Annotated in this window: 20 protein-coding genes; 19 read left to right on the forward strand and 1 reads right to left on the reverse strand. The window is 35.5% G+C overall.

All coding sequences use genetic code 11. The features are described from left to right. The first annotated feature begins 15 nt into the window (after positions 1–15). From rplX to rplQ, 17 genes are all read left to right on the forward strand, one after another. A complete protein-coding gene (gene rplX / locus VUJ46_RS17555; protein WP_072953568.1) occupies positions 16–342 on the forward strand; it encodes a 50S ribosomal protein L24 in 327 nt (108 codons plus the stop codon). 13 nt (positions 343–355) lie between these two features. Continuing rightward, positions 356–907 carry a 50S ribosomal protein L5 gene (gene rplE / locus VUJ46_RS17560; protein ID WP_326982005.1) on the forward strand — a complete coding sequence of 184 codons (552 nt, stop codon included), beginning with the start codon at positions 356–358 and terminating at the stop codon, positions 905–907. A gap of 3 nt (positions 908–910) precedes the next feature. Continuing rightward, positions 911–1,180, forward strand: coding sequence for a 30S ribosomal protein S14 (rpsN, locus tag VUJ46_RS17565; protein ID WP_027387207.1), 270 nt, complete (start codon positions 911–913; stop codon positions 1,178–1,180). Positions 1,181–1,530: 350 nt separating this feature from the next. Continuing rightward, positions 1,531–1,929 carry a 30S ribosomal protein S8 gene (gene rpsH, locus VUJ46_RS17570; protein ID WP_326982006.1) on the forward strand — a complete coding sequence of 133 codons (399 nt, stop codon included), beginning with the start codon at positions 1,531–1,533 and terminating at the stop codon, positions 1,927–1,929. Positions 1,930–1,946: 17 nt separating this feature from the next. After that, entirely contained in the window at positions 1,947–2,492 is a 546-nt protein-coding gene (rplF, locus tag VUJ46_RS17575; protein WP_326982007.1) for a 50S ribosomal protein L6, read from the forward strand. A gap of 15 nt (positions 2,493–2,507) precedes the next feature. Beyond that, entirely contained in the window at positions 2,508–2,861 is a 354-nt protein-coding gene (rplR, locus tag VUJ46_RS17580; protein WP_326982008.1) for a 50S ribosomal protein L18, read from the forward strand. A 20-nt stretch (positions 2,862–2,881) separates the two neighbouring features. Beyond that, positions 2,882–3,403, forward strand: coding sequence for a 30S ribosomal protein S5 (rpsE, locus tag VUJ46_RS17585; protein ID WP_045491132.1), 522 nt, complete (start codon positions 2,882–2,884; stop codon positions 3,401–3,403). A gap of 10 nt (positions 3,404–3,413) precedes the next feature. Next, positions 3,414–3,590 carry a 50S ribosomal protein L30 gene (gene rpmD / locus VUJ46_RS17590; protein ID WP_029297759.1) on the forward strand — a complete coding sequence of 59 codons (177 nt, stop codon included), beginning with the start codon at positions 3,414–3,416 and terminating at the stop codon, positions 3,588–3,590. 19 nt (positions 3,591–3,609) lie between these two features. Continuing rightward, a complete protein-coding gene (gene rplO, locus VUJ46_RS17595) occupies positions 3,610–4,059 on the forward strand; it encodes a 50S ribosomal protein L15 (RefSeq protein ID WP_326982009.1) in 450 nt (149 codons plus the stop codon). 9 nt (positions 4,060–4,068) lie between these two features. Then, positions 4,069–5,448: a preprotein translocase subunit SecY gene (gene secY / locus VUJ46_RS17600; protein ID WP_267405779.1), complete on the forward strand. Its 1,380-nt coding sequence runs from the start codon at positions 4,069–4,071 to the stop codon at positions 5,446–5,448. A 3-nt stretch (positions 5,449–5,451) separates the two neighbouring features. Further along, the gene (gene infA / locus VUJ46_RS17605) at positions 5,452–5,667 is read left to right on the forward strand and encodes a translation initiation factor IF-1 (RefSeq protein WP_034684855.1); all 216 of its coding nucleotides are present in this window, start codon (positions 5,452–5,454) and stop codon (positions 5,665–5,667) included. A gap of 64 nt (positions 5,668–5,731) precedes the next feature. Continuing rightward, complete coding sequence (gene rpmJ / locus VUJ46_RS17610; RefSeq protein WP_007839480.1) at positions 5,732–5,848, forward strand: 50S ribosomal protein L36; 117 nt, start codon at positions 5,732–5,734, stop codon at positions 5,846–5,848. 9 nt (positions 5,849–5,857) lie between these two features. Next, the gene (gene rpsM / locus VUJ46_RS17615; RefSeq protein WP_007839478.1) at positions 5,858–6,235 is read left to right on the forward strand and encodes a 30S ribosomal protein S13; all 378 of its coding nucleotides are present in this window, start codon (positions 5,858–5,860) and stop codon (positions 6,233–6,235) included. A gap of 12 nt (positions 6,236–6,247) precedes the next feature. Then, entirely contained in the window at positions 6,248–6,637 is a 390-nt protein-coding gene (gene rpsK, locus VUJ46_RS17620; protein ID WP_034694697.1) for a 30S ribosomal protein S11, read from the forward strand. A 19-nt stretch (positions 6,638–6,656) separates the two neighbouring features. After that, positions 6,657–7,265 carry a 30S ribosomal protein S4 gene (gene rpsD, locus VUJ46_RS17625; protein ID WP_326982010.1) on the forward strand — a complete coding sequence of 203 codons (609 nt, stop codon included), beginning with the start codon at positions 6,657–6,659 and terminating at the stop codon, positions 7,263–7,265. Positions 7,266–7,298: 33 nt separating this feature from the next. Further along, positions 7,299–8,294, forward strand: coding sequence for a DNA-directed RNA polymerase subunit alpha (locus VUJ46_RS17630; protein ID WP_267405785.1), 996 nt, complete (start codon positions 7,299–7,301; stop codon positions 8,292–8,294). Positions 8,295–8,300: 6 nt separating this feature from the next. After that, the gene (gene rplQ / locus VUJ46_RS17635) at positions 8,301–8,828 is read left to right on the forward strand and encodes a 50S ribosomal protein L17 (RefSeq protein ID WP_326982011.1); all 528 of its coding nucleotides are present in this window, start codon (positions 8,301–8,303) and stop codon (positions 8,826–8,828) included. 56 nt (positions 8,829–8,884) lie between these two features. Here the strand turns inward: rplQ and VUJ46_RS17640 are convergent, their stop codons facing one another. Continuing rightward, complete coding sequence (locus tag VUJ46_RS17640) at positions 8,885–9,307, reverse strand: hypothetical protein (RefSeq protein ID WP_326982012.1); 423 nt, start codon at positions 9,305–9,307, stop codon at positions 8,885–8,887. A 67-nt stretch (positions 9,308–9,374) separates the two neighbouring features. Between VUJ46_RS17640 and VUJ46_RS17645 the strand changes: the two genes are divergently transcribed. Together VUJ46_RS17645 and VUJ46_RS17650 are read left to right on the forward strand one after the other, a co-directional pair. Continuing rightward, positions 9,375–11,231, forward strand: coding sequence for a glycoside hydrolase family 35 protein (locus VUJ46_RS17645; RefSeq protein ID WP_326982013.1), 1,857 nt, complete (start codon positions 9,375–9,377; stop codon positions 11,229–11,231). Between the two features lie 207 nt (positions 11,232–11,438). Then, a complete protein-coding gene (locus VUJ46_RS17650; protein WP_326982014.1) occupies positions 11,439–12,155 on the forward strand; it encodes a response regulator in 717 nt (238 codons plus the stop codon). The last annotated feature ends 178 nt before the right edge of the window (positions 12,156–12,333 follow it).

A 12,333-nucleotide genomic window follows, 5' to 3' on the forward strand; every position in this document is an offset into this window, starting at 1 on the left:
AAAATTTTAAAAAAAATGTCAAAGTTAAAAATAAAAAGAGGAGATAACGTAATCGTAACTACAGGTAAGAAAGGTCTTAAAGGTAGTACTGGTGAAGTTATTGAAGTGATCAAAAAAGAAGGAAGAGACCCTAGAGTTATCGTTGCAGGACTTAACATCGTTAAAAAACACGTTAAGCCTTCAGCTTCTAACCCTCAAGGAGGAATCACTGAGAAGGAAGCTTCTATTCATATCTCAAACGTAGCTTTAGTTGGTAAAGACGGGAAAGCTATCAAAGTAGGTTACAAAATCGAAGGAGATAAGAAAGTAAGAATCAACAAAAAAACGGGTGAAACTTTATAATTTTAAATAACACATGGAATATATAGCAAGACCCAAAAAAGCATATAAAGAAACGATTGTTCCTGCAATGATGGAAGAATTCGGATACAAATCAGTAATGCAGGTACCAAAGCTTGAGAAAATTATCTTATCTCAAGGTTTAGGAGACGCTACTGCTGATAAAAAAATCATCGATTATGCTGTAGAAGAACTTACGAACATCACTGGTCAAAAGGCAGTTGGTACTATCTCTAAGAAAGATGAAGCTGCTTTCAAATTGAGAAAAGGTATGCCTGTAGGTGCTAGAGTTACTTTAAGAGCTAACAAAATGTATGAGTTCTTAGACAGACTTACTGCTTCTGCTTTACCACGTATTAGAGATTTTTCTGGTATTAAGGCTGATGGTTTCGATGGTAGAGGTAATTATAACTTAGGTATTACTGAGCAAATTATCTTCCCTGAGATCGTGATTGACAAAGTGAAAAAAATCCAGGGGATGGACATCACTTTCGTGACAACTGCGAAAACAGATAAAGAAGCTAAAGCATTATTAACTCACTTCGGTTTACCATTTAAAAAGAACTAAGAAATGGCTAAAGAATCAATGAAAGCGCGTGAGCGCAAAAGAGAAGCACTAGTTGCTAAATACGCTGACAAAAGAAAAGCTCTTAAAGAAGCAGGTGATTACGAAGGTTTACAAAAACTTCCAAAAAACGCTTCTCCTGTAAGATTACACAACAGATGTAAACTAACAGGTAGACCAAGAGGATACATGAGAACGTTTGGTATTTCCAGAGTAACTTTCAGAGAAATGGCAAACAACGGTCTTATCCCGGGGGTTAAGAAAGCTAGTTGGTAAGCAATAAAAATTTTACAGCTGACTTTTATATTTATATAAGTCAGCTGTATTTTAATAAATAGAGTACAAAATTAAGTCGGCTTAGGGGCAGAGAAAAAAGTAAATAGTATTTAAATTTTTTTTTGTACTTTTGCAGCCGCTCAGGAAAATTATTTTTTTCTGGGAAACTAATCTTCGTTTTAGCTATGTTTATTAGAATAAAATGAAATTAAAAAAATCAAAGTGACAATTAAGTTGTTGAGATACTGAAGGTAAAGAGATCAGGTGAAGAAACATTCGGAGCCAATAGTCTTTAATCTTCAAGTCTTTTCAATACTGGTTGTCATTAACCAATAATTTAAAACAAAGAAATGGTAACAGATCCAATTTCAGATTTCCTAACTAGAGTAAGGAACGCACAAAGCGCAGGCCACAAAGTGGTGGAAATTCCTGCATCGAAAATCAAAAAGGAGATTACTAAGATCTTATTTGATCAAGGGTATATCTTAAACTACAAGTTTGAAGATAGCGCTGTTCAAGGTACGATCAAAATCGCTTTAAAGTACGACAAACAAACTAGCAAACCGGCTATCAAGTCTATCCAAAGAGCTTCTAGACCAGGTTTGAGACAGTACAAAGGTTCAGCTGAGCTTCCAAGAGTACTAAACGGTTTGGGTATTTCTATCATCTCTACTTCTAAAGGAGTAATGACTGACAAGAAAGCTAGAGAAGAAAAAGTAGGCGGTGAAGTAATCTGCTATGTTTATTAATTTTTAATCAAAGGAAAATGTCAAGAATTGGTAAAGCAATTATAACAGTTCCTGCAGGAGTTACGATCACTGAAAAAGAAGGTGTAGTAACTGTAAAAGGTCCTAAAGGAGAACTTTCTCAGGAGCTTACAGCAGGGATTACTATTGAACAAAAAGATGGAGAACTGAACGTAAACAGACCATCTGACACTAAACAACACAAAGCGCTTCACGGTTTATACAGAGCGTTGATCAATAACATGATTGTTGGTGTTAATACAGGTTTCGAAAAGAAACTAGAACTAGTAGGGGTAGGATACAGAGCTTCTCATTCAGGTCAAAAACTTGAGTTGGCTTTAGGATTCTCTCACGGTATTGTACTAGAACTTCCAGGTGAAGTAAAAGTTGATACATTGACTGAAAAAGGTAAAAACCCAATTATTACTTTAACGTCTCACGATAACCAACTTCTGGGAATGGTTGCTGCAAAGATCAGATCTTTCAGAAAGCCTGAGCCATACAAAGGAAAAGGTGTTAAATTCGTAGGAGAAATTGTTAGACGTAAAGCTGGTAAATCTGCTTAATAAATTATAAGTATTATGGCATTAAGTAAAGTAGAAAAAAGAATAAGAATCAAAAGAAGAGTAAGAGGGAAAATCTCCGGATCTTCTGAATTGCCAAGATTATCTGTATACAAAAGTAATAAGGAAATTTACGCTCAGTTAATCGATGATATCAGTGGAAAAACTTTAGCTTCCGCTTCTTCAAGAGAGAAGGGGGTTGATGCTAAAGGAACTAAAACTGAAGTTTCTGTTGCTGTAGGTAAGGCTATCGCTGTGAAAGCTGCTGCTGCAGGAATCGAAAATATTGTTTTTGATAGAAACGGATTCGTATATCACGGTAGAGTTAAGGCTTTGGCTGATGGTGCGAGAGAAGGAGGACTTAAATTCTAATCATTTAAATTTCGGAAAATATGTTAGGACTAGATAATATAGAAAGAGTAAAACCGGGAGGATTAGAACTTAAAGATCGTCTCGTAGCTGTTAACAGAGTAACAAAAGTAACAAAAGGGGGTAGAGCTTTCGGATTTTCTGCTATTGTTGTAGTAGGAAACGAAGAAGGTATTATCGGTTTCGGATTAGGAAAATCTAAAGAGGTTGCTTCTGCAATTGCTAAAGCAGTTGAAGACGCTAAGAAAAACCTTGTTAAAGTTCCTGTAATGAACCACACTATTCCTCACCAAACTACTGCTAGATACGGTGGTGCAGATATCTTCTTAAGACCTGCTTCTCACGGTACAGGACTTATCGCCGGAGGTGCGGTAAGAGCGGTATTGGAATCTGCTGGTATTCACGATATCCTTTCAAAATCTAAAGGATCTTCTAACCCTCACAACGTGGTGAAAGCTACTTTCAAAGCGTTATTAGACATCAGAAGACCTGAAGAAATTGCTAGAATGAGAGGAGTTTCACTAAGTAAAGTGTTTAACGGTTAATATATAAACAATGGCAACAATCAAAGTAAAGCAAGTAAGAAGCGCTATTGGAAGAACGAAAACCCAAAAGAGAACGCTTGAAGCATTAGGATTAAAGAAACTTCACCAAGTTGTAGAACACGAAGCTACTCCTTCTATTTTAGGAATGATAGCTGCAGTTAGTCATTTACTTGAAGTTCAAAAATAATTTTTAAAATAATTTTAAAATGAATTTAAACAACATAAAACCAGCTGCAGGATCTACTTTCAATTCAAAAAGAATTGGTAGAGGTCAAGGTACTGGAAAAGGAGGTACTGCTACGAAAGGTCACAAAGGACAGAAAGCAAGAGCCGGTTACTCTCAGAAAATCGGTTTTGAAGGAGGTCAGATGCCTTTACAAAGAAGATTACCGAAATTCGGATTCAAAAACGTAAACAGAAAAGAGTTTAGAGGGGTTAACCTGGATACGATTCAGACTTTAATTGAAAATAAATCTATCACTGGAGATATTACAAAAGAAGTTCTTATTGAAAACGGGATAATTACTAAAAACGAATTAGTGAAAATTATGGGTAGAGGAGAATTGAAATCTGCGGTTTCTATCTCAGCTGACAAATTCACTAAATCTGCTGAAGAGCTTATCGCTAAAGCAGGTGGAAAAGCAATTACCTTATAATAGTAACTAATGAAAGAATTTATACAAACACTCAAAAATATTTGGAGTCTTAAAGAGCTTAGAGATAAAATTCTCTTTACTTTGGGAATTATCCTTGTGTATAGATTCGCATCTTATATCTCACTGCCTGCAATTAACCTTGCAGAGGTGGGAGATCTCTTAGAGCATTATAAAAATCAAGGCGGTAACAAGCAAGGAGCAGGTCTCCTTGGCTTGCTTTCGTCGTTTACGGGGGGAGCTTTCAGCCACGCTTCCGTAATGGCGTTGGGTATCATGCCTTATATTTCTGCTTCTATTATTGTTCAGTTGATGGGGATGGCTATCCCTTATCTTCAGAAGCTTCAGAAAGATGGAGAGTCAGGTAGAAATACATTGAATCAAATTACAAGATGGTTAACGATCGGAGTTTGTTTAGTACAGGCACCTTCTTATTTAACCTCTATTACTCAATTATTCTTACCATATGCTCAGTTCCAGTCTGCATACTATGTAGAGCCAAATTCTATTATGTTCTGGTTGCCAAGTATTGTAATCTTGGTGGCAGGTTCAGTATTCGCAATGTGGTTGGGTGAGAAAATCACTGACAAAGGTATCGGAAACGGTATCTCTATCCTGATTATGGTGGGGATTCTTTCAAGATTACCTGAAGCATTCGTACAGGAAATGGCCGTGCAGAACGGAAAAGGAGGGATGGGATCAATCATGATCCTTATTGAAGTGATATTCTGGATGTTGGTGGTTCTTTTAGCTGTAATCTTGTCGGTTGCTGTTAGAAAAATCCCGATTCAGTATGTAAGCAGAGCTCAAGCAAGAGGAGGTGTAAACAGAAATCTCATGCAGGGCGCAAGACAGTGGATTCCATTGAAAGTAAATGCTGCGGGTGTAATGCCGATTATCTTTGCTCAGGCATTGATGTTCGTACCCGGATTATTAACCAAGTTCGATGAGTCCAATACTTTTCTTGCAGGTTTCAAGAATGTTTTTAGCTGGCAGTACAATGTATTGTTCGCGCTATTAATTATTATCTTCTCGTTTTTCTATACTGCAATTACGATTCCGGTGAACCAAATGGCTGATGACTTGAAGAGAAACGGAGGTTTAGTACCGAAAGTAAGACCCGGTAAAGAGACCGCTGATTATTTAGATGATATTTTATCAAAAATTACCTTGCCAGGTGCAATATTTTTATCTATCTTTGCAATCCTTCCGGCAATTGTGCATGGAACCTTTGTTCAGACAGATGCGTTCGCCCTATTTTTCGGGGGAACATCACTATTGATTATGGTGGGTGTAATTTTAGATACAGTTCAACAGATTAATACGTATCTGCTGAACCATCATTATGATGGCTTAATGCAGTCTAAATTATCAAGAACGACTGGATATTAATTTATGGCGAAACAAAAACATATTGAACAAGACGGCGTTATAACGGAAGCACTTTCGAACGCTCAGTTCCGTGTAGAACTAGAAAATGGGCATATTCTTATCGCTCATATTTCTGGTAAAATGCGAATGCATTATATTAAACTTTTACCCGGAGATAAGGTAAAATTAGAAATGTCTCCTTACGATTTAACGAAAGGGAGAATTACATTTAGATATTAAAAACAATCTGCCAAATGGAGCACTCGTTCCATTTGGCTATTGTTAAAAAATAAATACTATCAAAATGAAAGTAAGAGCATCAATTAAAAAAAGAAGTGCTGATTGCAAAATCGTACGCAGAAAAGGTGTACTGTTCGTAATCAACAAGAAGAACCCAAAATTTAAACAAAGACAAGGCTAAAATTAAATTATGGCGAGAATTTCAGGTATTGATTTACCAAAAAACAAAAGAGGAGTTATCGGTTTAACTTATATTTATGGTGTTGGAAGAAGTACTTCTTCTGAAATCCTTAAGGCTGCCGGTATCAGCGAAGACAAAAAAGTCAACGAATGGAATGACGATGAATTGGCTGCAATCAGAACGTATATCTCAGAAAACGTAAAAGTAGAAGGAGAATTAAGATCTGAAGTGCAATTGAACATCAAGAGATTGATGGACATAGGATGCCAACGAGGAATACGTCACAGACTTGGATTACCTTTAAGAGGCCAGAGAACGAAGAACAACTCTAGAACTAGAAAAGGAAAGAGAAAAACTGTTGCTAACAAGAAAAAAGCTAGTAAATAATCGTTAGGAATTATGGCAAAACAAACTAAAGTAGTTAAGAAAAGAAAAGTAAAAGTTGAAGCTATTGGTGAAGCTCATATTCAGGCTTCTTTCAATAACATCATCATTTCTTTAACAAATAAAAACGGAGAGGTTATCTCTTGGGCTTCTGCCGGTAAAATGGGTTTCAGAGGTTCTAAAAAGAATACTCCATTTGCTGCTCAGATGGCAGCTGAAAATTGCTCTGCTGTAGCTCACGAAGCTGGTTTAAGAAGAGTAAAGGTGTTTGTGAAAGGTCCTGGTGCAGGTAGAGAATCTGCGATCAGATCTATCCACAATTCAGGAATTGAAGTTTCAGAAATCGTTGACGTGACTCCTATGCCACACAACGGATGTAGACCACCAAAAAGAAGAAGAGTTTAATTTTTAGAATTTACCCATTATGGCAAGATATATTGGACCTAAAACTAAGATTGCTAGAAAGTTTGGTGCTGCAATCTACGGAGATGACAAAAACTTCGAGAAGAGAAAAAACCAACCGCCAGGACAACACGGTCCTAACAAAAGAAGAGGTGCTAAAAAATCTGAATACGCAGTTCAGTTAGCTGAAAAACAAAAAGCTAAATATACTTACGGTATTTTAGAAAGACAGTTTGCTAACTTATTCGATAAAGCACACAGAAGTAAAGGTGTAACTGGTGAAGTTCTATTGCAACTTTGCGAGTCTAGATTAGATAACGTTGTTTACAGATTAGGTTTTGCTAAAACTAGATCTGGAGCTAGACAATTGGTTTCTCACAGACACATCACTGTGAACGGAGAAATTCTTAATATCCCTTCGTATTTGGTAAAAGCTGGTGATGTAATCGCTGTAAGAGAGAAATCTAAGTCTCTTGAAGTTGTTACTAATGCATTGGCTTCTAAAGCAAATTATGAGTGGTTACAATTCAACGATGAGAAGAAAGAGGGTACCTTCATTTCTGCTCCTGAAAGAATCCAAATCCCGGAAGACATCAAGGAGAACCTTATCGTCGAACTTTACTCTAAATAATTTTTTAATCAAATTTTTGCTCAACCCAATAATATGGCAATTTTACAATTCATAAAACCCGATAAAGTAATTTTACTTAACTCTGATGATTTTAGAGGTCAGTTCGAATTCAGACCACTAGAACCAGGTTTCGGGCTTACAATCGGTAATGCTTTGAGAAGAGTGTTGCTTTCTTCTCTGGAAGGATACGCTATTTCATCTATCAAAATAGAAGGTGTAGAGCACGAATTTTCAACTATTCCAGGAGTAATCGAAGACGTTACCGAAATTATTCTTAACCTTAAGCAGGTAAGATTAAAAGCTACGGCAGAAAACCAATCTAACGAGCAGGTTGTTGCTAAAGTTTCGGGACAAACGGTTATTACTGCTGGTGATTTAGGTAAATCTATCAACGGATTTGAGGTGCTAAACCCTGATTTAGTGATTTGTAACCTAAACAGTGATGTAACTTTCGAAATTACTTTCAACATTGAAAAAGGTAGAGGATATGTTCCTTCAGAACAAAATAAGTCGAACAATGCGCCTGTAGGTACTATTGCTATCGATTCTATTTTCACGCCAATCAAGAAAGTTCAATACAGCATTGAAAATTATCGTGTAGAGCAAAAAACAGACTACGAAAAACTTGTATTAGATATAGAGACTGATGGTTCTATCAGCCCTCAAAATGCTTTAACTGAAGCTTCTAAGATATTAATTTATCACTTCATGTTGTTCTCTGATGAGAGAATCACTCTTGAAACTGAAGCTGTAAAAGCATCTATCCAATATGACGAGGAAACTCTTCATACAAGACAACTACTTAAGTCTAAATTAGCAGATATGGATCTTTCTGTAAGAGCCCTTAACTGTCTTAAAGCTGCTGAAGTAGAAACTCTTGGAGAATTGGTTTCTTACAGTAAGTCTGATTTGATGAAATTCAGAAATTTTGGTAAAAAATCTTTGACAGAACTAGAAGAATTAGTGCATTCAAAAGGTCTTAACTTCGGTTTCGACGTTGCAAAATATAAATTAGACGCTGATAATTAATTAATAATGAGACACGGTAAAAAATTCAATCACTTAGGAAGAACAGCCTCTCACAGAAGCGCTATGCTTTCTAATATGGCTTGTTCTCTAATTGAGCATAAAAGAATCAACACTACTGTAGCTAAAGCTAAGGCTTTGAGAGTATATGTTGAGCCTCTATTAACAAAAGCAAAAGAAGATACTACACACAATAGAAGAATTGTTTTTTCATATCTTCAAAACAAAGAGGCAGTTACTGAATTATTCAGAACTGTAGCTCCTAAAATCGCTGAGAGAAACGGTGGTTATACAAGAATCATCAAAACAGGTTTCAGACCAGGTGATGCTGCTGATACTGCTCTTATCGAATTGGTAGACTTCAACGAGCTTTACAATCCTAATGCTGAAGAGAAGAAAACTACAAGAAGAAGCAGAAGATCTGCAACAGCTCCTAAGAAAGAGGCTGTAGTAGCTGAAGCTCCTGTAGTAGAAGAAAAAGCTGCTGAGCCAACGGCTGAAGCTGCTGATTCTACAGAGGAAAAAACTGAAGAATAATATTCATCAGATATATAAAAAAAACCGTTCAGATTTCTGAGCGGTTTTTTTATGTTTTAGATCTTCGTTTTTACAAGCTGAATCAAATTATCTCCCTGATCGAGAATCAGGCTGTCGCCTTTCACAGTGGCCTTCATATCCATCTTTTCGTAAGTGGTTTCATTTCCTTTAGATTCCACTTTATTTAAGATGAAAGTTTTATTGTTGCTTCTTACGCTCATGGTATTTTCATCATAATTGAAAACCACCTTCACCAAATTTCCGTCTGTTGCTTTATAAACGTAATCTGTTTTTACAGATTTTTTTCCGTTTACATCCGTCGAGTAATGAATGGTGGAGTCTACCTTGCCATTATCTGCCAAAATAGGTTCCGAACCATCAGATTTCATCACACTTTTATTTCCGCTTTCTGTTGATTTTTTACAGCTAATTACCGCCAACATTAGTATAGCGTTTAGCACTATTACAGTTTTTTTCATGATTCTTACAGTTTGATATTTTGCTTGATTTTTATTCTTTAATTTTATGAAAATTACACCTTACAATATGAAAAAAATTATCCAAAACTTCGGTACAATTGTTTTGATTTTTTTGAGCAGCTTTTTGTTTTCACAAAATACAAATTCAAGCTTCGAAATCAAAAATAGCAGTTTTTTGTTAAACGGAAAACCATTTACCATTTATTCCGGTGAGATGCATTATCCGCGAGTTCCTCAGGAATATTGGAAACATCGTTTGCAGATGATGAAAGCCATGGGTTTGAATACCGTTGCCACCTATGTTTTCTGGAATTATCATGAAGAATCACCTGGCAAATGGAACTTCTCAGGAGAAAAAGATTTAAAAAAATTTATTAAGACCGCTCAGGAAGTTGGTTTGTATGTAATCATTCGCCCCGGACCTTACGTTTGCGCGGAATGGGAATTCGGTGGTTATCCGTGGTGGTTGCAGAAAAATAAAAACTTAGAGATCCGAACAGATAATAAAGCGTTTCTTGATGAATGTGAGAAATACATTACTCAGCTAACGAAGCAGATTGTTCCTCTTCAAATCGATCATGGAGGCCCAATCATTATGGTTCAGGCTGAAAACGAATTTGGCTCTTACGTGGAGCAACGAAAAGAGATTTCCTTGGAGCAACATCGAAAATACAGTTATAAAATAAAAGACATGCTTTTAAAACATGGGATTACCGTTCCTTTGTTTACTTCGGATTCAAGCTTTTATTTCGTGGGCGGTTCTATTAAGGGAGCACTTCCTACCGCAAATGGTGAAAATAATGTTGATGTTCTTAAAAAAAGCGTGGATGAATACCATGGCGGAAAAGGACCTTATATGGTGGCTGAATATTATCCCGGCTGGCTGGATCATTGGGCGGAACCTTTTGTGAAAGTCAGCACTGAAGATGTGGTAAAGCAGTCTGAAATTTATATTAAAAATGGGGTTTCATTTAATTATTATATGATTCATGGTGGAACTAACTTCGCCTTTACGAGCGGTGCCAATTATGATAAAAATTCAGATATTCAACCTGATCTCACGAGCTACGATTATGATGCGCCAATAAGTGAGGCGGGCTGGGCAACTCCGAAATACAATGCGTTGAGGAATATTTTTCAGAAACTGAATAATAATCAACTTCCTGAAGTGTCAAAACCTGTTAAAGTGATTAGCATTCCCGAATTTAAAATCACCAAAACGGCTTCGCTATTTGATGTTATTGAGGGAAAGAAATCGATTGTGAATAATCAACCTGTGACTTTTGAAGATTTGAATATCGGAAGTGGCTATATTTTATATCGAAGAATATTTGAAAAAGATGAAAAAGGAAAACTAGAAATAAAAGGACTGCGGGATTATGCGACGATATACATCAATAAAGATTTCGTTGGCGAACTGAACCGAATTAATAAAAAATATGATCTTGACATTGAAATCAAGAAAGGAGATCAGCTTGATATTTTGGTGGAAAATATGGGAAGGATTAATTATGGATCGGAAATTAATCATAATTTAAAAGGGATTATCAGTCCGGTAAAAATCAATGAAAGTGAAATTTCCAGAAACTGGCAGATGTTTCCTTTGCCTTTTGATGAATTTCTTAAGCATAATTTTAAAACGAAAAATATTCCTGAAAATGTTCCGGTTATTCAGGAAGCAGAATTTATTCTGGATGAAACGGGAGATACATTTTTAGATACTCGAAATTTTGGAAAAGGAATTGTTTTTATTAACGGTAAAAATCTTGGGCGCTATTGGAAGGTTGGGCCGCAGCAGACATTGTTTGTTCCCGGAGTTTGGTTGAAAAAAGGTAAAAATGTAATTCAGATTTTCGAACAATTGAATTCTAATGAAACGGTGAAAACAATCGATCATCCTATTTTAGACCAATTGAATAAGTAAAACTTGTCTTAAATTATCATTATTTTAATATTAACTAAAATTAATTATAAATAATTCTTCATAATAATCAATTGTAAATGAAAAATTGATTAAATTTAATCAAAACTAAATTTAAATAATAACCGCGAACTCAAAACGCAAGATTACACAAAGGGGTAATTGTTTCTGCTTTGTTTTCTGTTGAAATTTGTCTTAAACAAAAAGAGCATGAGTATTTCCATAGCCATAGTAGAAGACGAGAAAAACTACAACAATGCGTTGAAGAAGGTAATTAATTACCAAAAAGACATGAAAGTGGTGGCTCAGTTTTTTGATGGGAATGATGCGCTTCATAATTTGCCAGATTTTTCTCCGGATGTTGTGATGATGGATATTCAGTTGCAGGATATGTTGGGTATTGAAATCATCGAGAAGCTGAAAAAAGATATGCCCGAAACACAATTCATCATGTGTACAAGCTTTGAAGATGATGAGAAAATTTTCAATTCTCTAAAAGCTGGTGCGATAGGCTATCTCATTAAAGGAGAAAGCATGGATAAAATTTTGGCATCAATTCGGGACGTCTACAACGGCGGTGAGAAGAAAAATATCAATATTATGGATTTGAAAAATATGCATGAAGCCTATCAATGTAATATTAAATCAAAAATAGTTAGCGCAAGTACTGATATTAAAAATACTGATTATGTGAAGGTAAATGTTGAGCAATTATTTGATTATATAAAAAAAATTAAAACATATCTTCCAAAAGCAAAAAAAATGAAGTTTGAACTAACTGAGACGACCCCTGATAATAAAGCTTTTTTAAGTGATCAAATTGGATATCTTGCTTTTTTTAATAATGTTACTGACAATAGTGGTAAAAATATTGCTGAACTCTCAGATTATAATATGAACTCCCTTTGTCCTAATCAATGTCCATAAGTAAAGTTTACGAAATTGTTGTTCTGGTATGTTTTTTATATTCGATGTATTTATGGATATTTAAATCAAAATCAAAACAGCAATTTTATTTTTTTATATATCTACTTTTAGTAATATTAGTAGATATTATCCCTGTGCATTTTCCAAAGATTATTGGCTTTAATAGAAATATACTTTT

Source organism: Chryseobacterium sp. MYb264, from assembly GCF_035974275.1.
GTDB lineage: Bacteria > Bacteroidota > Bacteroidia > Flavobacteriales > Weeksellaceae > Chryseobacterium.